At 61.5% G+C, this 23,596-nt stretch carries 24 protein-coding genes; 10 read left to right on the plus strand and 14 right to left on the minus strand.

The genetic code is table 11. The features are described from left to right. Window positions 1–10 precede the first annotated feature (10 nt). A complete protein-coding gene (locus G7068_RS04885; protein WP_166289709.1) occupies window positions 11–1,420 on the plus strand; it encodes an aldehyde dehydrogenase family protein in 1,410 nt (469 codons plus the stop codon). Between the two features lie 109 nt (window positions 1,421–1,529). On the opposite strand, the gene G7068_RS04890 is transcribed toward G7068_RS04885, so the two are convergent. Beyond that, window positions 1,530–2,096, minus strand: a complete 567-nt coding sequence (locus G7068_RS04890) for a hypothetical protein (protein WP_166289712.1) — start codon at window positions 2,094–2,096, stop codon at window positions 1,530–1,532. Window positions 2,097–2,341: 245 nt separating this feature from the next. Here G7068_RS04890 and G7068_RS04895 point away from each other — a divergent pair, with 245 nt between their 5' ends. Next, a complete protein-coding gene (locus G7068_RS04895; protein WP_244304681.1) occupies window positions 2,342–3,895 on the plus strand; it encodes an APC family permease in 1,554 nt (517 codons plus the stop codon). Window positions 3,896–3,989: 94 nt separating this feature from the next. Here the strand turns inward: G7068_RS04895 and G7068_RS04900 are convergent, their stop codons facing one another. The 4 genes from G7068_RS04900 to G7068_RS04915 all read right to left on the minus strand — a co-directional run bounded on the left by G7068_RS04900 (window position 3,990) and on the right by G7068_RS04915 (window position 8,599). Next, window positions 3,990–4,559 carry a hypothetical protein gene (locus G7068_RS04900; protein WP_166289715.1) on the minus strand — a complete coding sequence of 190 codons (570 nt, stop codon included), beginning with the start codon at window positions 4,557–4,559 and terminating at the stop codon, window positions 3,990–3,992. A 234-nt stretch (window positions 4,560–4,793) separates the two neighbouring features. Then, window positions 4,794–5,357 carry a hypothetical protein gene (locus G7068_RS04905; RefSeq protein WP_166289718.1) on the minus strand — a complete coding sequence of 188 codons (564 nt, stop codon included), beginning with the start codon at window positions 5,355–5,357 and terminating at the stop codon, window positions 4,794–4,796. Beyond that, a complete protein-coding gene (locus tag G7068_RS04910; protein WP_166289721.1) occupies window positions 5,354–7,105 on the minus strand; it encodes a hypothetical protein in 1,752 nt (583 codons plus the stop codon). The genes G7068_RS04905 and G7068_RS04910 overlap by 4 nt, the downstream gene beginning before the upstream one ends. A 339-nt stretch (window positions 7,106–7,444) precedes the next feature. Then, on the minus strand, window positions 7,445–8,599 hold the full coding sequence (locus G7068_RS04915) for a M20/M25/M40 family metallo-hydrolase (RefSeq protein WP_166289724.1): 1,155 nt from the start codon (window positions 8,597–8,599) through the stop codon (window positions 7,445–7,447). A 147-nt stretch (window positions 8,600–8,746) separates the two neighbouring features. On the opposite strand from G7068_RS04915, the gene G7068_RS04920 reads away from it, so the two are divergent. From G7068_RS04920 to G7068_RS04930, 3 genes are read left to right on the plus strand one after another with little or no spacing between them, the layout of a single operon-like run. Continuing rightward, complete coding sequence (locus G7068_RS04920; protein WP_166289727.1) at window positions 8,747–9,685, plus strand: ABC transporter substrate-binding protein; 939 nt, start codon at window positions 8,747–8,749, stop codon at window positions 9,683–9,685. 47 nt (window positions 9,686–9,732) lie between these two features. Beyond that, a complete protein-coding gene (locus G7068_RS04925; RefSeq protein WP_166289730.1) occupies window positions 9,733–10,668 on the plus strand; it encodes an amino acid ABC transporter permease in 936 nt (311 codons plus the stop codon). Then, entirely contained in the window at window positions 10,665–11,441 is a 777-nt protein-coding gene (locus G7068_RS04930) for an amino acid ABC transporter ATP-binding protein (protein ID WP_280116215.1), read from the plus strand. The genes G7068_RS04925 and G7068_RS04930 overlap by 4 nt, the downstream gene beginning before the upstream one ends. A gap of 242 nt (window positions 11,442–11,683) precedes the next feature. Here the strand turns inward: G7068_RS04930 and G7068_RS04935 are convergent, their stop codons facing one another. Then, window positions 11,684–12,607 carry a MurR/RpiR family transcriptional regulator gene (locus G7068_RS04935; protein ID WP_166289733.1) on the minus strand — a complete coding sequence of 308 codons (924 nt, stop codon included), beginning with the start codon at window positions 12,605–12,607 and terminating at the stop codon, window positions 11,684–11,686. A gap of 253 nt (window positions 12,608–12,860) precedes the next feature. Between G7068_RS04935 and G7068_RS04940 the strand changes: the two genes are divergently transcribed. Then, window positions 12,861–14,732 (plus strand): cyanophycinase, encoded by a 1,872-nt coding sequence (locus G7068_RS04940; RefSeq protein WP_166289736.1) that lies wholly within the window; start codon window positions 12,861–12,863, stop codon window positions 14,730–14,732. A 201-nt stretch (window positions 14,733–14,933) separates the two neighbouring features. Here the strand turns inward: G7068_RS04940 and G7068_RS04945 are convergent, their stop codons facing one another. After that, window positions 14,934–15,305, minus strand: a complete 372-nt coding sequence (locus G7068_RS04945; protein ID WP_166289739.1) for a nuclear transport factor 2 family protein — start codon at window positions 15,303–15,305, stop codon at window positions 14,934–14,936. A 92-nt stretch (window positions 15,306–15,397) separates the two neighbouring features. Here G7068_RS04945 and G7068_RS04950 point away from each other — a divergent pair, with 92 nt between their 5' ends. After that, the gene (locus G7068_RS04950; RefSeq protein ID WP_166289742.1) at window positions 15,398–15,991 is read left to right on the plus strand and encodes a TetR/AcrR family transcriptional regulator; all 594 of its coding nucleotides are present in this window, start codon (window positions 15,398–15,400) and stop codon (window positions 15,989–15,991) included. Window positions 15,992–15,998: 7 nt separating this feature from the next. On the opposite strand, the gene G7068_RS04955 is transcribed toward G7068_RS04950, so the two are convergent. Together G7068_RS04955 and G7068_RS04960 are read right to left on the minus strand one after the other, a co-directional pair. Beyond that, complete coding sequence (locus tag G7068_RS04955; RefSeq protein ID WP_166289745.1) at window positions 15,999–16,256, minus strand: type II toxin-antitoxin system RelE family toxin; 258 nt, start codon at window positions 16,254–16,256, stop codon at window positions 15,999–16,001. After that, window positions 16,253–16,522: a type II toxin-antitoxin system Phd/YefM family antitoxin gene (locus G7068_RS04960; RefSeq protein WP_166289748.1), complete on the minus strand. Its 270-nt coding sequence runs from the start codon at window positions 16,520–16,522 to the stop codon at window positions 16,253–16,255. Before G7068_RS04960 ends, G7068_RS04955 begins: the two co-directional genes overlap by 4 nt. 191 nt (window positions 16,523–16,713) lie before the next feature. On the opposite strand from G7068_RS04960, the gene hutU reads away from it, so the two are divergent. The 3 genes from hutU (at window position 16,714) to G7068_RS04975 (ending at window position 20,427) form a co-directional block, all read left to right on the plus strand. After that, window positions 16,714–18,441 carry a urocanate hydratase gene (gene hutU, locus G7068_RS04965; protein WP_166289751.1) on the plus strand — a complete coding sequence of 576 codons (1,728 nt, stop codon included), beginning with the start codon at window positions 16,714–16,716 and terminating at the stop codon, window positions 18,439–18,441. Between the two features lie 182 nt (window positions 18,442–18,623). Beyond that, window positions 18,624–19,841 (plus strand): imidazolonepropionase, encoded by a 1,218-nt coding sequence (gene hutI / locus G7068_RS04970; protein WP_166289754.1) that lies wholly within the window; start codon window positions 18,624–18,626, stop codon window positions 19,839–19,841. A gap of 43 nt (window positions 19,842–19,884) precedes the next feature. Further along, a complete protein-coding gene (locus G7068_RS04975) occupies window positions 19,885–20,427 on the plus strand; it encodes a DUF2510 domain-containing protein (protein ID WP_166289757.1) in 543 nt (180 codons plus the stop codon). Between the two features lie 38 nt (window positions 20,428–20,465). On the opposite strand, the gene G7068_RS04980 is transcribed toward G7068_RS04975, so the two are convergent. From G7068_RS04980 to G7068_RS05000, 5 genes are all read right to left on the minus strand, one after another. Then, entirely contained in the window at window positions 20,466–20,855 is a 390-nt protein-coding gene (locus G7068_RS04980; protein ID WP_166289760.1) for a HepT-like ribonuclease domain-containing protein, read from the minus strand. Next, window positions 20,852–21,319 (minus strand): XRE family transcriptional regulator, encoded by a 468-nt coding sequence (locus G7068_RS04985; RefSeq protein WP_166289763.1) that lies wholly within the window; start codon window positions 21,317–21,319, stop codon window positions 20,852–20,854. The genes G7068_RS04980 and G7068_RS04985 overlap by 4 nt, the downstream gene beginning before the upstream one ends. A gap of 73 nt (window positions 21,320–21,392) precedes the next feature. Then, window positions 21,393–22,307 carry an oxygenase MpaB family protein gene (locus G7068_RS04990; protein WP_166289766.1) on the minus strand — a complete coding sequence of 305 codons (915 nt, stop codon included), beginning with the start codon at window positions 22,305–22,307 and terminating at the stop codon, window positions 21,393–21,395. A 10-nt stretch (window positions 22,308–22,317) separates the two neighbouring features. After that, entirely contained in the window at window positions 22,318–22,704 is a 387-nt protein-coding gene (locus G7068_RS04995) for an MmcQ/YjbR family DNA-binding protein (RefSeq protein ID WP_166289769.1), read from the minus strand. Window positions 22,705–22,813: 109 nt separating this feature from the next. Next, the gene (locus G7068_RS05000; protein WP_166289772.1) at window positions 22,814–23,590 is read right to left on the minus strand and encodes an IclR family transcriptional regulator; all 777 of its coding nucleotides are present in this window, start codon (window positions 23,588–23,590) and stop codon (window positions 22,814–22,816) included. Window positions 23,591–23,596 lie beyond the last annotated feature (6 nt).

A 23,596-nucleotide genomic window follows, 5' to 3' on the forward strand; every position in this document is an offset into this window, starting at 1 on the left:
AGGAATAAGCATGTACACCTACGACAGCCTCCTCGAGGCCATCACCCCGAAGTCGGGCGAGACCCGCGACGTCTTTGACCCGGCCACGGGCGAACTCATCGGCAAGGCACCGGTGAACACCACCGCCGACGTTGACCGCGCGATCGACACGGCGGTCTCCCACCAGGCGAGCTGGGCGGGGCTCAGCAACGACGAGCGCGTCGCTTACCTCCACAAGGCCGCCGATGCCGTGGAGGCGAACTCCGAGGCACTCGTTGCTATCCTCTCTCGAGAGCAGGGCAAACCGCTCAACGGACCAAACGCCCGCTTCGAGGTGGGTGCCTGTGTCACCTGGCTGCGTGTCACCGCCGACACTCCCCTGCCGGTTGAAACCGTCATCGACGACGGCCAGACCTTCGCCGAGATGCACTACCGCCCGCTGGGTACGGTCGGTGCCATCACCCCCTGGAACTGGCCCATGATGATCGCCATCTGGCAGATCGCCCCCTCACTGCGCATGGGCAATACCGTCCTGCAGAAGCCGTCGGAGTACACGACACTCTCGGGCCTCGCGCTCAACTTCATTCTGAACACGGCCCTGCCCGAGGGTGTGTTGAACACCGTGGTCGGGGCGGGCGACCTCGGCGCCCACATCGTCGCGAGCGAGAAGATCGACAAGATCATGTTCACGGGTTCAACCCGCACAGGTAAGCGAATCGTCGAGGCGAGCTCGGGCAACCTGAAGCGCCTGACTCTGGAGCTCGGCGGCAACGACGCGGGCATCGTGCTCGACGACGTGGATCCGCAGGCCATCGCCGAAGGCCTCTTCTGGGGCGCCTTCATCAACACCGGGCAGACCTGCGCCGCGCTCAAGCGGCTCTACGTGCCCGACTCGATCTACGACGACGTCGTGTCGGCGCTCGCAGACTTCGCCGCGAAGGTTCCCATGGGCATCGGCCTCGACGAGAACAACGCGCTCGGCCCGCTGCAGAACGAGATGCAGTTCAACGTGGTGGATCGCCTTGTCGAAGCAGCTAAGGCTTCGGGTGCACGGGTTGTGCTCGGCGGCAATCCGGATCGCGACGCGGCCGGTTACTTCTACCCCACCACGCTGATTGCAGACATCGACCCCAGCAACGAGCTCGTGGTCGAGGAGCAGTTTGGGCCCGCGCTGCCGATCATTCGCTACTCGACGGTCGACGAGGCGGTCCGCCTCGCCAACGAGCTTGAGGTGGGCCTCGGCGGCTCGGTGTGGTCGTCGGATCGGGATCGCGCGCGTGAGGTCGCCGCCCGCGTTGAGGCTGGCACCGTGTGGATCAACTCGCACGGCACCATCCACCCCGCAGTGCCGTTCGGCGGCGCAAAGCAGTCGGGTTACGGCCAAGAGTTTGGGACTGCCGGATTGAAGTCGGTGTCGCAGCCGCAGGTCATTCAGGGTTAGTTCGAGCAAACTCCAGCGGTGTGCGCTTCTCCTGCGGGAGGCGCGCACCGCTGTGTTGTGTTCGGGATCGGCGCGGCCTGTGCCGCGCCCGCCATTCAGTGGCGACCCTTCAGTGCATCAGCAGCATGGCCGCCAGCATCAGCCCCATGCCACCTGCATCGGTGGCGAGCAGCCTCCTGCGACTCCGAAGGGCCAGCACCGCGAGCGTCAGAAGCACGGCGGCGAGCGCACCGATCAGGATCGCGGGTAGGGAGCCTGTGAGCATCGCCGCACTGTGTGCGCGGTGGGCATCACCCTCCCCAGTCAGTGCGACCGCAGCGTTGGCGCCACCGCCTCCATGGGCAAGTAGCAGCCAGGCCGTCGCCGGATAGGCGAGGGCAACGGTCAGCAAGACTGAGTGCTCGAGGCGCCTGGGCTGACCGGTTGTCGTCGACAGGGGGGACACACAGGCGAACGCCCCTCGCCCGATCCGCAGGTTGATCCCGAGCACGATCCCCGCGGCGAGCAGCGCGGCTGCCCAAACAACCACGGGGACCAACGACAGAAACGCAGAGTCAAGCATCGCGGCCAGCATGAGCACCGACACCGCGACGGCGATCCAGCGTTTGGAGGCGAGCGCTGCGCTCAGGCACAGCGCACCGGCGCCCGCCATCACCAGCCCAGCACCTATGCTCATGCCCTCACCTTATTAGACAGCGCTCTCCAGCCAGCGCACGAAACTGAGCCCAACGCGCACGCTGGCTGCCCTCAAAAACAAGAAACTATCCATATGGACAGCCGTGCACGCATTCACACGCCCCGTGCGCGCTCAGCACAGCTCAGCCCTTCACGCGGCAATACTTCGTATCTAAACTCGGAGAACAACGCGCCAAGTACAGCGGGCGCACCGGCAATGTCGCCAGCTCTGAAAGGACGAGTGTCATGAGCGCTCACGAAACCACGCAGCAAGCTCCCCACGATCCAGGACTCAGTCGACGCACGCTGGGAGTGCCCTCGATTACCCTGATGATCGTTGCAGCGTCCGCCCCACTGACCGTTGTTGCGGGTGGTGTCACCACCTCCTTTGCTGTCACCGGCTCACTGGGTGTGCCGCTCGGCTTCCTCCTGATCGCCGTAATCCTGACCGTCTTCGCGGTCGGCTACACCGCCATGGGTCGCTTCATCACCAACGCCGGCGCCTTCTACGCCTACGTGGCACAGGGCCTCGGCCGCCCGCTCGGGGTCGGCGGCTCCCTCGTCGCGCTCGTGGCGTACAACGCGATGCAGGTTGGCATCTACGGCCTGTTCGGCTTCCAGCTATCGGCGTTCATCGAGGCAAAGACCGGCTTCGCGTCTCCCTGGTGGGTGTGGGTGCTGCTGTGCATCGTGGTGGTGGGTGTGCTCGGCGTCAATCGTGTCGATCTCTCCGCAAAGGTGCTCGGCACACTCGTGGCACTCGAGTTTGTTGCGGTCATTCTGTTCGACATCGTCTCGTTCAAGACCGCCCCCGAGGGCATCTCAACCGCGGCGCTCAACCCGAGTGCACTCTTCGGGCCGGCACTCGGCATCATTCTTGTGTTTGGTGTCGCAGCCTTTATGGGATTCGAGAGCGGCGCAATTTACGGTGAAGAGGCGAAGGATCCAAAGCGCACCGTGCCGCGGGCGACCTACCTTGCTGTAGCCCTCATCGGACTGTTCTACGCCTTCAGTGCGTGGGCATTTTCGGTCGGGATCGGCCCGTCCCAGATCGTCGCGGCTTCGCAGGAGTCTGGCCCCGACCTCATGTTCGTCTTCATGACGGACCGCACGAGCGTCATCATCTCCGACATCATGTCGATCCTCTTCATCACGAGCCTTTTCGCCGCACTGCAGGCGTTCCACAACGCCGTCGCGCGCTACCTCTACTCGCTGGGCCGCGAGGGTGTGGTCTCCCACAAGTTCAGCCACACCAGCAAGGCGGGCGCACCCTGGGCCGGTTCCGTCGCCCAGTCCGTAATCGCGCTCGTCATCGTTGTTGGTTTCGCTCTCGCCGGCGATGCCTTCGGAGGCGCCGAGGCCATGTTTGGCGACTCTGCCTTCCTTTTCCCGGTGCTCACCATGTTCACCTGGCTCACAAACACGGGTGCCGCTGGGCTCGTGCTCCTCATGTCACTTACCGCGTTTGCGGTCATTGGGTTCTTCCGCAAGCGTCCCGCCAAGCTGAGCGTGTGGACCACGGTCATTGCCCCCGCGCTCTCGGGAGTGCTGCTTGCCGCGATGTTCGTGGCGATCCTCGCCAACTTCCCGCTGATGCTGGGCCAGAAGGAACCTGACCTCACCACGTTCCTACTGCCGGGCCTCATCATCGCAGCCTTTGTCATCGGCGTTGTCTGGGCCTTGGTCTTGCGCGCGAAGAGCCCCAAGCTCTACAGCCAGATCGGCCACGGCACGGAGCCGGGCGCCTACGGCACCGCGATGATCGACGTGGTCGGGGTCGAAGAGGTGGGGGCGCCGTAGTCGGGATGGGGCCGCACCTCACCCTTCGCGAGCGTAAAATCAGGGCTCGAATTACGTCGATCACCAACCTTCTTGCAGTCTCCAGGGCTTGGCTCTAATACTCTTTGAACCGGTCGAAGTCGTCTGGGATTTGGAAACACGGACTAAAACTACTCGCCGTGAACTCCTTAACACCGTCACTACTAGTTTCGGTAGACACGTCAACGTGATACGTGTAGTTCTCGGGAGATACAAGAAGGACGCCTTCATCGGTACCCAACATGGAAGCCTTTTCAGCAGGCTTAACTGTCCATCCTGGCTTGCTCTCGTAAGCAACACGGATCTGACTAAGTACCCCGAGAAGGTCGGCCTCCGCCGTTATATCTGCTCGTGCGGTTCCGGCGAGGAAGATCCCTTCCTCTGGATTCATAGGCTTTTCGTCAGCCCAGTTACACGACATGGCTCTACTTTGCGGGACAAGACCATAGTTCTTGACGATGATTTCGTCTGGTACATGGGTCATGATCTGTCTCAGTTCATCGTTCTGTGTCGTTCGCGCCTCGACCATACTGATCTCTGGGAGCATCACTTCCTCCTGGTTCTTAGATCCGTTAGTGCACCCTGTCACGCTGGCTGCGATCACACAGATCAACAGCGGAGAAATAATCCTGTGGGAGTGTCTCACTTAGAACTCCTCAAAATCTTCAGAATCTCCTTGAGCGGCCCACCATTTGTTTGGGGCCCTTGAGCGATACGACTGTGCGCGTCTGCAGGAGTTTGACCACCACCATCAAAAATATGCGGCGTGAATATCTCAGGACGCGTGTGCGGGGTATCAAACTGAGTCCGATCATCAAGCGCATTAATCGCATCCTTAACGCGCAGTGCGACTCAAGCCGCCTAGATCCGCCGCTTGGCTCTAATACTCCGCATCAATGTCGAAGTCGTCTGGGATTTGGAAACACGGACTAAAACTACTCGCAGATATTCGAAGAATGCCATCTCCACGAGTCTCCGTAGATACATCTACGTGATATCTGTATCCCTCAGATGATTCAAGAACAATTCCCTCATCGGTACCAACCAAATTCGCCTTCTCCGCAGGCGAAACTTTCCAACCCGATTTGCCTTCGTAAGCAGTACGGATCTCTTTGAGTACTTCCAAAAGATCTGCGCCCGGCTTTGCATCTATCTTTGCGCGTCCGGCGAGGAAGATCCCTTCCTCTGGATTCATAGGCTTTTCGTCAGCCCAGTTACACGACATGGCTCTACTTTGCGGGACAAGACCATAGTTCTTGACGATGATTTCGTCTGGTACATGGGTCATGATCTGTCTCAGCTCATCGTTCTGCGTTGTTCGCGCCTCGACCATACTGATCTCTGGGAGCATCACTTCCTCCTGGTTCCCCAAATTCGATGTACAACCTGAGAGAGTCAACGCAAGCCCAGCCGCGAGCAAAACTCCAACAATTGTCATTTTCATTTTGGACTCTCCAAAATTTCAAGTATCTTTTTGAGCGGCCCATCATTGGTTTGTGGCCCTTGAGCGATACGACTGTGCGCGTCTGCAGGAGTCTGACCACCACCATCAAAAATATGCGGCGTGAATATCTCAGGACGCGTGTGCGGGGTATCAAACTGAGTCCGATCATCAAGCGCATTAATCGCATCTTGATCGTACTGTACATGGTCGTAGTTGGTGACCTCGTTTGGTTTCCAGTCCTTCAATACATACGAACCCGCGATCGAAATCACATGATCAAACTCTGCCCCGCTTAATTCGGCCCCGGACAGAATAGTCATTCCGGCGCTGTGTGCGATCGCATTCTTGGGAATCCCACCAATCGTAGTGTCGAGTCCGATCACGTCACGCTGAAACTTCGCTAGCTCTTCACCCCTCGCGAGCGTAAAGTCTGGGCTCGAGTTTCGACGATCACCCACCCAGGTTGCCCAGGGGCCATCCTTGTACACAAACGCAACCGTCTCCCCCATCGTCTGAGTCGCCATATGGTTCGCAACCTCTTGAATACTGCGGTCAAAAAAGGACCTCATGCCCGCGCTGGTGCCTGGAACATACGTCAGCGTGCGTTTCGTCGACGGAGTAATGACGCCGATCATCTCAACAATCCGGGAGTTCTCAGGGTCACTTGTCACAAGGGACCTTGTTCCGTTAGCGACGCTCTCCCAGTAGGTCTTCTCCAAATCACTGATTCCCGGCACCTGAGCGAAATACTCAGCGGTCAACGCATTCGCTTCGACCCGGGACTTTATCGGAATGCCGTCGAGGTTACCGATCACGAGCGGAGCCTCAGAAATCAGCTGTTCGCGCTCAACCTCGCTAAGCCCCTCCCACCACGACAGAACTTCTTGAGCCGTCGGCGTTGGTTTGAGTCCGCCCGGTTTGAGGATATTGCCGAATAGGCTATCGAGCAATGGATGAGTCCGATTGGTACCGAGCTTCTTGTCGAGCTTCTTAAGAGAACGTGTGAGTTCGGTGTCGGTGAGTGACTTGCCACTGCCAGCGGCCTCAAACCTCTGGGCACAGTGCTCAACCCAGACCACATCAGATTGGTTCTCTCGAAGCAACCCCGTAAACCCCGTCAAGAACGTCGAATTGCCGATCAATACCCAAGAGCAAGTGCTTGTGAACGATACCCAGGCATTCTGCAAACTCGTGAGCTGCCCTTCGAGCGCGTTGTTGAACCCTCGACTCTGCGATACAAAATGACGCAGTCGCGCTGGGTCAGCGGAAGTCTTACCTGAGCCATCTTTTCCACCGGTGTGTTTACGCTCCTGCACCTCAAATGCGGCAGAGATCGCGGGCGCCGCAATCGGGATTTCAGAAGGTTTGGAGTCGTTGGCAGCCGCTGCGCGATACGTCGTTTCTGCCAAGGGATCTGTCAGGTCGGCGTCACGCTCCGCAACACGCAAAGCCTCACGATCTTCCCAGGCTGACAACAAAGCCTGTCGATCCACTTCTTCTTTTGCTTTTTGCCGCACTTCAGCTAATTGATCTGAGAGGCCGTAAAGCACTCCGGCGAGCCGACCACGATCCTGCGACTCTGCAAAGCACACTTGTGTAAATAACTTCGCATACGCGCCAGAGAAATCAGTCGCCGCCTCACTCGCGGCCTGACTGCGCCCAGAAGCCTGAGCTCGAAGCGCGTCAGCAACATTCGTGCTGACAGCAGAGAGTGTGGCGGCGGCCCCGTCGTCATACTCAATTGACATAAACTACTGCACCCTTCAATGTCAAAATCTATTGCTCTCGTTTGATATAAGAAAACAAAAGTATTTCTTAAATCTACACGAGAATTATGCTGCTCCTTGCCAACAAAAGACCAGCAAACACAACGGCCAGAATTGGCGGTAATCAGGGTGCATCTATAGAGGAACATCTGATGACTTGTTAATCCCAAGGAATCCAGTCCATATTCAGGGCGCGCTAGACAAGTCACTACGGGACTCGTTCCCACTCCACATACCCGAACCGAATGGACACCATTGCAGCTTTCTGGGTAGGCAAGACAAAGTCGCCCACAAGTGGAATCTGGCGCTTCGGCAGCCCTGCTACCTGCTTGCCTCGTGAATCAGCGCGGCGAGCAGAGCCACCCGGCGGGGCACCGAGGCGAGGTCAAGCCACTCGGTCGGACTGTGATCCCCACCACCAACGGGTCCCAGCCCGTCAAGAGTGGGCACTCCCAGTGCCGCCACACGGTTCGCATCTGAAACGCCGCCGGTGTGCGCAAGGCCAGGCTCAAAACCGAGCTGCTTCGCCAGATCAAGCGCCGTTGCAGCCAGGGCGTTGCCCGCCACACTCTCCTCCATCGGCGCGCAGTAATCAACCTCGCGCACCTCAATGCTGGTGCCAGCCACAGCAGGAACAGCGGCACGCTCGCGCAACCGAGAGAGCGCCCCGTCAAGCACGTCCTTCTGCACCGCGCGCATCTCGACGTTCATGGTCGCGCGATCCGGAACGATATTGATCCGCTCGCCCGCGCGCAGCATGCCAACGTTCACCGTGAGCCGCTGGGTGGGATCGGCGAGCGCCTGCAGAAACACGGTGAGGTGGGCGGCCTCGAGCCCGGCGTGTGCGCCGCGCTCGGGCTCGATGCCCGAGTGCGCGGCTACGCCATTGATCGTGATTTCGAGGTCAACGGCGCCCTTGCGCGCGACCACCAGGTCACCGTTTTCGCGGGCGCACTCGAGACAGAAAGCCGCATCGGCACCCTCGGCAATCTGTTGCAGCGCAGCGCCGCCAACGGGTGACCCAATCTCTTCGTCGGGGGTGAAGACCAGCACGAGTTCGCCATAGGTGTCGGCGTCCGCTGCAAGAAGGTGGGCCGCGGCGTGCAGGCCCGCAATGACCCCCGCCTTGTCGTCCGTCACCCCGGGGCCGTGCGCCATGCCGTTGGCGTCGATCGAAAACGGGCGCTCGGCGGCATCGCCGCGCTCAAACACCGTATCCATGTGCGCAAACGTCACGATGCGGCGCGATCCGCTGCCCCGCTTGCGGCCCACGAGCAGGTCGCCGTAGGCGGGATCGAGCGTGCGGCGCTCCGTTTCAAACCCCAACTCTTCGAGGCGCTGCTGCACCCAGTCGGCGACACGATTCACTCCCGCGGCATCGTGCGATCCCGAGTCGATCGATACAAGATGTGCGAGATCTTTCTCATAAGCTTGGCTGGCAGCTTCGGTGCGGCGCAGCATTTCAGTCGCAATCATGTGCGAGTCTCCGATCCCAGTTACAACAGTGTCCCCGTGCGAAACAACAACGTAGCACTTTCTGAATCAAACGTTTCAGAATTTGCAAAGAAGAGCAAGTCGTGTAATGATTCGATCAGCTCAACGACGAGAAAAGGAGAATCTCTCATGCGCCTCATCAAACTTGGTTCCATCACAATCGCCGCTTCCGCAGCGCTCGCCCTCACCCTCACGGGTTGCACCGACGCGTCAAAAGAAGCGGCCAACGACACAAAGACGTCGGAATCCCCGAAGCTTCCCACGGAGACCATTTCAACACTCAAGGCTGATCCGGCACTTGAGGCACTTCTCCCCGCAAACGTCAAGACGGCAGGCACGCTCAACGTTGCCACCGATCCGACCTACGCACCGTTCGAGGTGTACGCCGACGACAACAAGACCGTCGTGGGCCTCGACGCGGACCTCGCTGAATCACTCGGCCAGTTGCTCGGGCTGAAGGTCACCTTCGTACCCTCGGGTTTCGACAACATCATTCCGGGACTGTCGTCTGGCAAGTACGACATGGCCATGTCTGCATTCTCCGTCACCGATGAGCGCAAGCAGAACGCCGACTTCGTCGTTTACCACCAGTCGGGCAGCGGCGTCGCCGTGCCGACAGGCAACCCCAAGAAGCTCTCGATGGATCCGATGACCCTCTGCGGCAAGACGATTGGCGCGGAGAAGGGCAGCACGCAGGGCATGGAGATTATGCCCGACTTCAACAAGCAGTGTGAGGCCGCGGGCAAAGAATCCATCGACATCAAGCTCTTCCCCGGCACCGACAAGGCCATCACGGCTCTCTCCTCGGGCCGCGTAGAGGGTGTTGTGTCTGGCGCCACCGGACTCGGCTACCAGGCCAAGATCACCGGTGCGTTCGACCTGGCAGAGGGCGGCGACTACGAGCCGAAGCCCACCGGCCTGGTTCTACCCAAGGGCTCCGACCTCACCCCCGCGATCACCGCGGCCATGGAGAAGCTCGTCACCGAGAAGCCGTACCACGAGGCCTTCCAGAAGTGGGGCATCAACGACAGCAACGAGGTCACGCCGGCTCAGGTTCCGGTCAAGTAACCTCCTGATCCGCAGGCCCAGCCCACTCCAATCCGAGAGTCGCAAGCATGACTAGCACCACGCTCACTCAACCAGTTCTCGACGACGCCGACTACGCCATCGCAAACAAGAAGCACCCGTGGCGCTGGATCTCAGGTGCCATCATTCTGTTTCTCTTCGGGATGCTGGTCTACTCGGCAGCAACGAATCCTCGATTCCGCTGGGACACCATCGGCCTGTACCTGAGGGACACGTCGATCGCGCAGGGCATTCAGATCACCCTGCTGCTCACCGTTGTGTGCATGCTGCTCGGGATCGTGCTCGGCGTCATTCTCGCGGTCATGCGCCTGTCGGTGAACCCCGTGGTGCGGGGCGCGGCCGGCTTCTACGTGTTTGCGTTCAGGGGCACCCCTGTGCTCGTGCAGCTGCTGCTCTGGTACAACCTGGCAGCACTGTACCCAGACATCACGTTCGGGATCCCCGGGGTGCACCTTGATGCCAACCACATTGTGACCCCGCTCATGGCCGCGATCCTCGGCCTGGGTCTCAATGAGGCCGCGTACATGTCGGAGATTGTGCGCGCTGGCATTCTCTCGGTCGACTCGGGCCAGGCGGAGGCCTCCGGCGCCCTCGGTCTCAACCGTCTACAGACCATGGTGAAGGTTGTACTGCCGCAGGCCATGCGTGTGATCATCCCGCCAACCGGCAACGAGACGATCGGCATGCTGAAGAACACCTCGCTTGTGAGTGTGCTCGCGGTATCAGAATTGCTGTATTCGACGCAGGTGATCTACGCAAAGAACTTCCAGGTGATCCCGATGCTGATCGTCGCGAGCATCTGGTACATCATTATGACCTCGGTCTTTACAATCGGTCAGTCCTGGCTTGAGAAGCGGTTCTCTCGAGGATCAACCCGTGAGGTGCAGCTCAGCTGGACAGAGCGTATTCGCAAGGCGATGCGCACCCACGATCCCGTAGCGACCGGAAAGGTGAGCAAACCATGAGCGACGCAACACAGAATCCCATGGTGCGCATGAAGGGCGTGCGCAAGAGCTTCGGATCCCTCGAGGTTTTGAAAGGCATCGATCTTGACGTGGCTCGGGGTGAGGTCGTGTGCCTCATTGGGGCTTCAGGATCGGGCAAGAGTACCCTGCTGCGCTGCATCAACCACCTCGAGCAACTCAACGGCGGTCGCATCTGGGTCGACGACAAGGTCGTTGGTTACGATCTGCGCGGCAATATTCTGCACGAAAAGAGCTACAACGATATTTGCCGCGACCGCACGCAAACCGGCATGGTGTTTCAGCACTTCAACCTGTTCGCGCACATGACGGTGCTCGACAACATCATGCTCGCGCCGCGTACCGTACTGAAGCAGAAAACGAGCGAGGTGCTCCCCCGCGCGAAGGCGCTGCTTGAGCAGGTTGGGCTCGCCGACAAGGCGAAGGCCTACCCACGACACCTCTCGGGTGGCCAACAGCAGCGCGTCGCGATCGCGCGGGCACTCTGCATGGAACCGAAACTGATGTTGTTCGACGAGCCGACGAGCGCGCTTGACCCCGAGCTTGTCGGTGATGTGCTGACTGTGATGCGGGATCTCGCGAACTCCGGCATGACCATGGTCGTTGTGACACACGAGATGGGCTTCGCACGCGAGGTCGCGGATCGGGTCGTGTTTATGCACGGCGGTCAGATCGTGGAGCAGGGACCACCCTCTGAGGTACTCGGTGATCCGCAGCACGAGCGCACCCGCTCGTTCCTCTCGGCGGTGCGCTGAGGCTGGGCTGGTTAGCCCCTAATTCACCTCGCCCCTCTGACTTGTGCCCACCTAAATGACGAGTGCCCACCCAACCCACGCGTGGTTTTCCTTGCCTCTCGTCATTTAGGTGGGCACAAGCACGGGTACATCGGGCGCGACGATCCACAACTCGTCATGGCCCGCGTCACGGGAAACTACAAGCGCAGCAACGAGCGCGCAGCCCGACAGCACCCGCGCAACGGCGAGCGCTGAGGCGAACCTCAGATCAGGTCGAGCTGCTGCACCGTCTGTTCGATCTGCTCGATGCGGTGGCGTGCGGGGTCACCGATCCTGTGCACGAGAGTCTCGAAGAGCACCTCAACAAGCGCCATCACGGGCACAACAGAGTCGAACGGCCCCCGCTCTGAGGCGATGCTCGTGAGCACGGCATCGGCGTCAGAGGCGCACGGCGACACCCATTTGTCGGTGATCACAACGACCCCCGCTTTGCGGGTCTTTGCGTGGTGCACGAGGTTACGCGTATCGGCCTCGTAGCGCCTGAAGTCGAAGGCAACGAGCACGTCTTTTGCGTCGAAGCCGGCCATGGTCGCGCCCCGCAGGCTCGCCATCTCGGGCACCATCTGCACATTGGGGCGCAGCTGCTGGAGACTGGCCGAGAGGTACTCCGCGAGAAATACGCTGTAGCGACCCCCGACAAGCCAGATGCGGCGCTTGGGATTCGCCAGCATTTCGATGGTGGTCTCGAAGTCGTGCTCAGAGAGACCCGCAAACGTGGACCGCAGATCCTCCACCGAGGGCTCGACAAACGCGGCCAGATCGCCAGCGGGTGCCAGACGGTTTGATCCGGTGCGCTCGTAGAGGGTCGTCGGCGACGCACTGCGCTGTTCGAGCTCACCGCGAAGCGCCTTCTGGAAGTCAGGGAACCCGCTGTACCCGAGCCGCGTCGCGAACCGCACCACGGTGGCGCCACTCACCTCAGCGAGGTCGGCGAGGCCCGCAACAGTTTCGAAACCGGCAACCGGATAGGCGGCAAGCAGGGTCCGCGCAACCTTGCGCTCCGAGGGGGTACAGTCCCCCATGCGCTCGCGGATCCTGGACGCCACGGTATCCATGGAAACCGCAGCATCTATGGAAGCGGCAGCGTCTTCACTGGGCGAACTCGGCTCGCGCGTGTTCTTCGGCATCTCAGCCCTTCGTTCTAGGTCCTACCCTGGGCGCGGCAGGCTCCTCTGCTTACCGCGCTGACATCGCTTGTCGCGAGTCTATCAATGCGAACAAGCCTCACATTTGACCCAGCTGAGAGCTCAATCCACGGACACCTAGACTGAAACATACATTTCCGTCTTGAATGCTTTATACATTCATGAAACACTTGAATCTGCGCGACGAAGCCGGACTTCTCGCGCGTACCCCTCAACGCCGAGACCGGAGATTGATTTGCCTTCCTTCACAAACAAACGCCGCAAGCTATTCGCCGTTGCACTCACCGCAGCACTCAGCCTGGGCGCTCTCGCAACGGTTCCCGCAACCGCAAATGCAGCCCCAACCCAGGGTCACGTTGTGCTCATTGGCGGCGCCATTAAGCCGGGTGACGCCCCAAGCGAAGCGATCATCCAAGAGATCGTAGATCTCGCACAGGCCCACGCGGGTGCAGGCAACACACCGCGCGTTGCGATCCTGACCGCCGCCTCGACGGTTGCCCCAAACGCAACCGAGGCAGCCGACGGCAACACCTACGACAATGCCACCGCAAACGGTCTCTATTACAAGAGCTGGTTCGAGGCGCACGGCGCGGAGGTCTACCCGGTGCCGATCGACGTCAATCAGGCCGAGGACTACCCCGGAGACCCATACACCGCCGCAAATGCGTTCGATACGACGGTGGCCAACGAAGTCCGAAATTCTGATGCCGTGTACTTTGGTGGCGGCGACCAAACTCGCTACGTGCGCTCGCTCTTCAGTTGCACGGCTCCGGATCAGGCAGCCGCCGACAAGTTCGCGTACACCGCCTGCACCGATACTCCCGCGATGGCCGCGATCCGCGAGGTTGTTGAGAGCGGTGGGGTGACCGCGGGCACGAGCGCGGGGCTCACGATCCAGCAGGGTGCCGACATGATTTCGGGTGGGGATCCCTACCAGTCCTGGCGAGACCCGGCCGTTACAGGGTGGTTCGACGACAACAGTGCCGACGCCTCAACGCTCGCCTACATTCCGGCGGGTGGCCTCGGATTCTTCACCGAGGGCCAGCTCGACTCCCACTTTGCCCGCCGCGACCGCCAGCCTCGGCTCGTCAAGCTCTCGCTCGAGACCCACCATGAGCGCGGCTTTGGCGTCGAAGAGAAGACCGCGCTTGTGGTTGACCGCGGAGCCCGCACCGGCAAGGTGATCGGCGCGCTCGGCGCCACCATGCTCGACGTCTCAGGTGCGACGTTTGACGGCAAGAGCACCGCCGGGGTGCGCTACTCGTACTTCATGACGGGCTCCACGATCGATTTCGCAACCGGAGCCATCACGCTCGCCGGCGCTGAGCACACGGGCGCAGGGACGGCACCGGCACCAGCAGCAGAGCCCGACATCTGGAAGTCGTCCGAGTGCGACTCAAACCCCTACATTTTCGGCACGCTGAGTCTGACGCAGTCGTTCGTCAAGTCGAGCGCCTCGCGCGCCTCTGGAGACAGCTGTGATGCCGCAGTCGAGTCACCTCGGTTCCGCACCACCTTCAACCGCGACGACCGCACACGCTGGAGCGACGACGGCAGCTTCGTGGACGTTGCCATGTCGATCGCGGAGATTCCCTCGTTTACCGCGACCGCTTCGGTTTCAGGATCGGCGCAGCTCACTATCGGCGACACCGCCAACATCGCCGTTTCGGTCACCAACACGGGAGGCACTCCCCTCTCGAACTTCAATATCAATGGTGTTCCCACCGCAGCCACGACAGTGCTGCCGGGAGCCTCGGCGATCCTGACCATCACGCACACCGTGACCGAGGGACCGCAGACCGTTGCCGCAACGGTCACCGCGAGCGCGGTCGACACCAACGGCGCCGACCTGAACATGACGACCGAGCCGCAGGCCGTGTCGGTCGAGCTCAGCGGGGCGGCGAAGCCTGTCGACCCCAAGAGCCCACCGGCTACCGAGAACCCAGACCCGAAGACCCCGGTCAAGGATCCCGCGACTCCACCACAGGCACGGGCGCTGGCAACGACGGGCGCCCCTTCACCACTGCTCCCCCTGGGCTTTGGTGCATTGCTGCTGGCCGGTGGGGCAATCGTCCTGTCTCGCCGTCTGATGGTGGGCGGGAGGTAAAGGGGTAACTGCTAGCCTGGCCAGCCTGAAACAATCCGGTCCGGCTAACCCAGCCCAGCCCAGCCCGGCCCTGCCCTGCCCGGCCCAACATGTCAGCCGGTACTCACACGCCAGCCTGATGGATTCGCCAGTTTCCATCCGGCCCGCGTGTGAGTACCGGCTGAAGTGTTGTGTTGCGATGTAATGCGTTGCGTTGCGAGGTTAGTTCACGCCCATAAACATGTATGCACGGGTGATCCGGCCGTCGGCATCACGGAACACCGTGTCGACACCGCGGCCAACAACGTCTCCGTTTGGCGCAGTGATCGACCAGCGAAGCATGAGCGCATCGCCCGATTCGAGCTGCTGGTCGTAGCTGAAACGCAGTCCCTTTTCAGCGATCAGGTCGTTGTGCACGCCGGTAATGTGCGCGTCGATCTCGTCCGCTCCGGTCAGCGTCACACCGAGCGAGGAGACGGAAAGGCGTCCATCAGCCGCCCAGAGCCGCTCGATGTTTGCGCGGCGGGTTGCGGGATCCAGCTCGATCCAGGTGTCAAGGTAACGGGCGTCGAACTCGGTCATTGTTGTGGTCATTGGGTGATCCTTCGTCTCAAGATTGATTGTTGACAGCGTCAGCATATGCAACGTTTGTGGACACTGTCAACTCAACTCGATAAACTGACACCATGAGCCCCCGCGATCCTGGCCCCACCCGCGCCGCCGTCTTGCTATCTGCCTCGCAACTACTCGAATCCGGCGGCCCCGAGGCGGTCACCCTGCGCGCGGTCGGCGAGGCTGCAGGCGTGTCTCGATCCGCGGCGTACCGCCACTTTGACGACAAGGCAGCCCTGCTTAGCGAACTCGCCAGGCTCACACTCACCGAGATGGCCGAGAGTATTCGCGCGGCCGCAATCGACACCGACAGCCGCGTGAATCTTCGCCTCGGTAGCGGCGCCTACGTCGATTACGCCCTGCAAAACCCGCACCACTACCAGCTGATCTTTGGCGAAACACCACTTTCTGCCCCCACCCCAGAACTTGAGGCGGCTGCCGACGAGGCCATGGCAGCACTGCAGCACCTGATCGAGCGCGCGCAGACCGCGGGCCAACTCGGGGGCGGCGCACCGCGTGAGCTCGCGACAGTCTTGTGGGTCCTTCTGCACGGCATTGCGGCCCTGCAGATCACGGGCCACCTGCACGAGCCCCGCACCCTCGACGGCGACACACGCCTCAACGAGCTACTCGACCTCGCGCTCGCATCGTTTCGGCCCGTGGAGTAGCCAAAATCTAGCGATACACCTCGCGACGATGCCCGGCACTGAGAATCAGCACAAGAACCCGGTCATCGTAAATGTCATAAATAATTCGATAGTCGCCCGTGCGTACACGCCAGGATCCGCCGCTATTTACGAGAGGTTTTGCCGCGGGCGGGCGAGGCGTCTCTGCGAGAAGTTCAATGGCCGCCTGTACGCGGCGCCTTGCCTGAGGATCAAGTTTCTTCAGATCACGAGCAGCGGCTGGCGAGACTTCTACCCGGTAACTCACGCAAGACCAAGGTCAGCCTTGACCTCTTCCCAGGGAATGGGGGCAGCCCCCGTTGCCTCCATCTCCTTACGAGCGCGACGCGCAGCTTCCGCGTCCTGAAAATCTTCAAGCTCCTCAAGCATCTGCTCAAACTTGGCAGCATCAACGAGCACGGCAAATTTGTGGCCATGCTTCGTCAAATAGACATCCTCATTAGCCAGATGGGCGCGATCCACGAGAGAGCCCAACTGCTGCTTCGCCACGGAGACCGGCAGTGTAAGTGACATGAATAAATTGTACCATTAGGCCAATTTGTACAATTAGGTCCAATTAACCTGAAGCCGCCTTCACCGACACACCTTCCCTTGTCTGGCACCCCAGACAGTACGCCCGCGTTCCTCGTTGTTGCAAGGTCCAAGCACCGCTGAGATAGAGGTATCGACGCGCTACGACAGCGCGCACAGCGAAAGGACCACCCATGGCTCTCCCCGGCGCACGCCCCGTCCGCGCTCCCCGCGGCACCGAAATCTCAGCGAAGAGCTGGCAGACCGAGGCCCCGCTTCGTATGCTCATGAACAACCTCGACCCCGAGGTCGCCGAGCGCCCCGACGACCTTGTCGTCTACGGCGGAACCGGCCGCGCGGCCCGTAGCTGGGAGGCCTACGACGCCATCGTCGATACCCTGCGCGACCTCGAAGATGACGAAACCTTGCTCGTACAGTCGGGCAAGCCGGTCGGCGTCTTCCGCACGAACCCCTGGGCACCGCGCGTGCTGCTCGCAAACTCCAACCTCGTTGGCGACTGGGCGACGTGGCCCGAGTTCCGCAAGCTCGAGGCCGAGGGCCTCATGATGTACGGCCAGATGACCGCGGGCTCGTGGATCTACATCGGCACCCAGGGCATTCTGCAGGGCACCTTCGAAACCTTCGCCGCGATCGGGCGCAAACTCGCGGGTCTGCCCGGCGCAGCCGAGAAGGGGCTCGACGGCACCCTCGCTGGCACCATCACCCTGACCGGCGGCTGCGGCGGCATGGGCGGCGCCCAGCCCCTCGCGGTCACTCTGAACGACGGTGCCTGCCTCATCGTCGACGTCGACAAGACCCGTCTCGATCGCCGCGCCGGCAAGCGCTACCTCGACGAGGTCGTCACCGATCTCGACGAGGCGCTCGCCAAGGTGCAGCAGGCCAAGGATGAGCGCCGCGGCTGGTCCGTTGGCCTCGTTGGCAACGCTGCCGAGGTCTTCCCCGAGATTCTGCGCCGTCAGCTCGCGGGCGAGATCAACATCGACATCGTCACCGACCAGACCAGCGCCCACGATCCGCTCAGCTACCTGCCCGTCGGCTACTCGGTCGACGAGTGGCAGGATCGCGCCGCGAAGGATCCCGAAGCCTTCACCCGCGACGCCCAGGCGTCGATGGCCGCGCACGTCAAGGCAATGGTTGAGTTCCAAGATGCAGGATCCGAGGTCTTCGACTACGGTAACTCCATCCGCGACGAGGCCCGCAAGGGCGGCTACGACCGCGCCTTCGAGTTCCCCGGCTTCGTACCGGCCTACATCCGGCCGCTGTTCTGCGAGGGCCTCGGGCCGTTCCGCTGGGCGGCACTCTCAGGTGATCCTGAAGACATCCGCGTGACCGACGAGGCGATCCTCGAACTCTTCCCCGAGAACGATCACCTGCGCCGCTGGATCCGCGCGGCGCAAGATCGTGTCGAGTACGAGGGTCTGCCGGCCCGCATCTGCTGGCTCGGCTACGGCGACCGCGCAAAGGCCGCCGTGCGCTTCAACGAGCTCGTCGCTGAGGGCAAGCTCAAGGCGCCGATCGTCATCGGCCGCGATCATCTCGATTCGGGATCCGTGGCCTCCCCCTACCGCGAGACTGAGGCGATGGCAGATGGATCAGATGCTGTCGCCGACTGGCCGCTGCTGAACGCGCTTACCGCGGCGTCGTCCGGTGCGACGTGGGTATCTTTGCATCACGGTGGTGGCGTCGGGATCGGCCGCTCGATCCACTCGGGTCAGGTTTCTGTTGCTGATGGGACTGCGCTAGCTGCTGAGAAGTTGCAGCGGTTGCTGACGAACGATCCGGGCATGGGTGTGATTCGTCACGTCGATGCTGGGTATCAGCGGGCTGCTGATGTGGCGAATGAGCGTGGGGTTCGGGTGCCCATGGAACCTGTGATTCGTAACACCGATACTGCTTGGTGATCCTCCGGGGCTGGGGGTGGGGTAGCGTATGCCGTCGCGACGTTGCGTCTTCGCGGTGTGCAAAATCGCACACCGCTCAGCCGCAAAAGCGACAGCATTCGCTACGCCGCCCCCAGCCCCTTTTCCCTCAGGCAAACCCTTCGGCACGCGCAAACCGCCTACGTACATGCGAAAGTTAGACCATGACCTCCACTCTCATCGATAACATCGGCGAACTGACTACGAACGACGACACTGTTGGGAGTGGCGGGCGGCTGCGTGATGCTGCCGTCGTTATTGAAGGGGAGCGTGTTGTTTGGGTGGGGCCCTCTAAAGAGGCGCCTGCCGGTGACGAACGGGTCGACGCCGGCGGGCGGGCCGTGTTGCCGGGGTGGGTCGACTCGCACACACACATGGTGTTTGCCGGGGATCGGACCGCAGAGTTTGAGGCCCGCATGGCTGGCGAAGCGTATGCCGCCGGGGGCATCAACGTGACCGTGGAAGCCACTCGGGCTGCTAGTGATGCCGAGCTTGCCGCGAATCTCGCGCGGCTTGTTGGTGAGGCGCGGCGTGGAGGCACCACGACGATGGAGACCAAGACCGGGTATGGACTGACCGTTGATGATGAGGTTCGGGCCGCAAAGCTTGCGGGCGATCACGTCGACGCCGTCACATTCCTCGGGGCGCATGTGGTGCCAGCGGGCGAGGATCCCGACGCCTACCTCAGCCTCGTCACCGGGCCGATGCTCAGCGCTGTGGCACCGCATGTCAGCGCGGTCGATGTGTTCTGCGAGACCGGAGCCTTCGATGAGGCTTCGACCCGTCGGGTGCTCGAGACCGCTCGCGCATCAGGCCTTGCGACGCGCGTGCACGGCAATCAGCTCGGGCACGGGCCTGGCGCACAGCTCGCGGTTGAGTACGGCTCGCTGAGCGTCGACCACCTCGGGTTTCTTACGCCTGCAGACATTGAGGCACTTGCGGGATCGTGGAATGGTGAAGGTACTCGCGGCACCGTCGCGACCGTGCTGCCCGCGTGCGACCTCTCGACACGCATGCCCCTCGCACCGGCGCGGGATTTGCTCGACGCCGGCGCGATCCTCGCCATCGCCTCAAACTGTAACCCTGGTACCTCGTACACCTCGTCGATGGGGTTCTGCGTTGCCACCGCCGTGCTGCAGATGGGTCTCACGATCCAGGAGGCCGTGCTGGCCGCGACGCTCGGCGGCGCGATCGCACTCGGTATGCACGAAGACGGGTGGCTCGATCCGCGGGGCATCACCCAGGCAGCCGTGGGCAGGATCGCCCCGGGATCCCGAGCTGACCTGCAACTGCTCGAGGCGCCCTCGGTAACCCACCTCGCGTATCGCCCGGGTATGCCCCTCACCTCAGCTGTGTGGCGAGCAGGGCTCAAGGTATTGTGAGGCCGAACATAGGGCAAGCTATCAATAAGTTAGTATCAACCTTATGAATACTTCCCCTCCCCCGGGGTGGTACCCCGACACCAACGGCACCACTCGATACTGGGACGGCTCTACCTGGACCGCACACACGGCACCGCAGGCGACGGCAGCGGCCACCTATCAAGAGCCCGCGGTGGCTTACGCGCCCGCCGCCTCACCCGCAGTCGCGCACGCACCCGCTCACACCAGCCAGGTCGAGCTGTACGCTCCGGCAACGCAGCAGGCATCGGTGCAGCAGTACGCTCAGCCCCAGTATTCCCAACCGCACTACGCCCATCCGCAGGTGACGTACGTGGCGGCAACCCACGTGAGATACGCCACCCCGACAATAGGACAACCCAACGGCGCGGCCACGGCTGGTTTCGTTCTCGGACTCGTGTCGTTTCTGCTCGCACCGATTATCTTTATCCCGCTTATTGGGTTGCTCATTTACGCTGGGCTCTCGGTTACCGGCATTATTTTCTCGATCGTCGGCATCGTTCGCGCGAAAGACACCGGCACCGGTTTGGGCCTCGGAATCGCCGGGCTCATTCTGTCGGTCCTGTAGCCAGCAGAGGGGCGCAGCTCGCGCTCCGCGACCCTCAGTTAACTCTTGAGGGCCTCTTCAATAACCTGAAGCAACCTCGGCACGTGCACGGTCAGCGTCTCCCAGAGAAGCGCCTGGCGCATCTGCATGTAGTCATGAGCGGCCACGTTTCTGACGGCACGCAGTCCCTGTTGGTCATCAACCGCGATCCGGTCGGTTATCTCACCGGGGAGCTCTTGCGTAACAAGATGCGCAAGCTGGATGACGAGGTAACTGCCGATGTCATAGCTGTCGGAATCAGGCTCGGCAAATGCCTCATAGCCCAGGCTCAGAACACGGTCAAGACGCCGACGCAACCGAACGACCTCGTGCAGCAGATTGTCTGCGAGGCGGATCTGCTTCTCGGCCGCCTCTTGCGGCACACGCTGTCTAGCGACAAAACCACTCATAACGCGACAGCCTGCTCCCGAATCTGCTCAACGAACGCATCTCCGGGGTAATCGATGATCACATCGGTATCAAAACCGAGAATGTCGATGATTTCTTGCCGAAAGGCGGCAAACTGCAGCAGGTCAAACCCCACCCCTGGCGCGACAAGCAGGTCAACATCGCTGTCTTCGTTATCGGTACCGTCAACCACGGACCCAAAAACCCGCACATTCGAAAGCCCGTACTCCGCGGCCTTTTCCACGACCCTCGGCGCATAGATCTCGAGCGGAATAGAGGGCCGAAGTCGAGCTGCTTTTAACACGCGGTCAAGCATTGCGGCGCTCGGAATTCTAGCGCCAGATTCAATCTGAGAGAGATTCGACTGCTGCACACCGGAAGCGGACGCAAGTTCCTTTTGAGTCATGCCGAGATCGGCACGCGCGCGCTTGATGAGCGGAGCCGCGTCCAGTGTCGGATAACTCATACGTCGATTATATCATCGTGAAATATCGAGCCCCCTGCGCGTAAGCATCACAGGACAATTCGAAAAGCACGCCCTACTCAGCAACCTCCGCGAGGCGCGCAAGACGCCGTCTCGCCGCAAGCTCGGCAGCGCTTTTTGGTCCAATGAGATATTCAGCGCCGCTCAACACCAGCTTCGTCGCCGCGTGAATCGGCAGCAGGTCACGCTGCGAAAGCCCCAGCATTTCGCGATGCCGAGGCTGCAGAGTCGATACCGCCGCACGAAACACGACTCGGTAAGAGGGCTTTAGCGTTCGACTCAGCGGTGGGCGGCGAATAAAACGCACAATCTCAGTGACTTCGGGGCCACCACGAAGCTCCCCGCTGTCGGTCGCGTTATCAATGCAGGCGCGCAACGCAGCCGCGGTTCGGGGTGGATCGGCAACGTTCATCAGCTCGGCAGCCTTTGCCCACTCGGCAACGTAGCCATCCGCACCACCGGGGATGGGACGTCCCCAGTGCTCGTGCGCAGTAAGAAACGCATCGGTGAAGGCAACATGAACCCATTGTGCGAGCTCAGGATCGTTTGCTGAGTAGTTCCTCACCACACCATGCCCGTCAGTGAACTCTCCCCGTACCCGTTCGTGCATCGCCTGCACCATCTGGGAGCCAGCGATGGCCTGTGAAGTGCTCCCGAATGTGACGGTGTGAATCCACTGGATCGTTCCGGCGAGTCGCCCAAGCGGATCCTCCTGGTAACGGGAATGATCCCGAACCCCCGCCAGGGCGCCCGGGTGCAGCGCCTGCAGCAGAAGTGCACGCACCCCCGCAACCAGCGTCGGCATGCTGCTATGCACCATCCAGGCGGCGCTGTCTTCGCCGAAAAATCCCTCGTCTTCGCCGTCCTCAAGCCGCACCAACCAGGCGGGAACCTGCTTGGCGTGGCCGGAAAGCGTCTCGATCAAGCGAGAACGCACCGGTGAGACCATACGTTCCAGAACCTGATTCATGGTGCCTATGTTAGCTCTCGTGCGCATCCCGCACAGCACGCGGCAGCGGCCGAAACACGAGCTCGTATGACTCAGCGATCAGTTCTTCAAGCAGGCTGTCTGCGACCGAGCCGTCAATGGTGATCGTGATCCAGTGCTGTTTATTCATGTGGTAACCGGGCCGGATCGCCGCGAAGTCTCGCACGAGCAGTTCGTTCTGCAGCACCGGCCCCTTGAGCGTGAGCGATAACGTTTCGTCTTCGCGCTCGGGCTCACCGATCAGCGCAAACATTTTCCCGACGACCTTGTACACGCGCGCGCCCGGACCAAAGGGATAACTCGCCTCGGCCCGGCCGTAACTCAGCAGGCAGGCGTCGAGGCCCTCATATGAGTTGAGCGCGAAACTGGGCTGAGTCATACCCACAGCGTACCCGCGCCTCTCATCGGCCGGTACTCACATGTCAGCCGGTCAGAAACGGCCAACTTCAACCGGCTGACGTGCTAGTACCGGCTGAAACACACCAGAACTAAACGCCCTTCCCATGAATCCGCGACGACAGCGCCTCGGCAGTTCCCCGCACGGCCGCGGCGAGCTCGGGCAGCTGCTCCTCTGCCACAGCATCCTCAAGAAACGTCACCGCGATCGCGGCAACGGGCCACCCTCGATGATCGAGCACGGGCACCCCAACGGAAGCGAACCCCTCAGACACTGAGCCGCGCTCCAGCGAAAAGCCTCGGGTCTGGGTCTCGTCAAGCACCGAACGCAGTCGGGAGTAACGGTCGATGCTGTCGGAGCTCGCCAGGCGGTGCACAAACGCTTCTTTGTTCGGAAACAGCGCACGGGCCTGAGCCTTCGGAAGTGCGGCGAGGATCGCCCGCCCGCTCGCGGTCGCCTGCATGGGCAAGCGCACGTCTACGTCCGTCACGAGGCTTGGTGAGCCCGGCGCCCGCTCCTCCAGCACATACAACACGTCACGACCGTGCGGCACGGCCAGGTGCCCACTACAACGGACACGATCCACCAGCTGCGCGAGCAACGGCCGACCGATGCGCGCGAGCGGCTCCTGCCTCGCATACGCAGAGCTGAGTTCCACGGCCGCGATCCCGAGCCCGAATCGCTTCTCTTCGAGCAGGTGCATCACGTAGCCGTGTTCCTGCAGCGTCGCGAGCAGGTGGTAGACCGTGGATCGCGGCAGCTCAAGCTGAGTGGCAATAATGGACGCGGGAAGCGGGCCCCGCGAACGAGCGAGCAAGCTCAGTATCCGCAGCGTCTGATCCGCAGCGGGTACTTTCACGTCACTCATGCTCGC

The sequence above is a fragment of the Leucobacter viscericola genome, from assembly GCF_011299575.1.
GTDB classification, from domain to species: Bacteria; Actinomycetota; Actinomycetes; order Actinomycetales; family Microbacteriaceae; genus Leucobacter; species Leucobacter viscericola.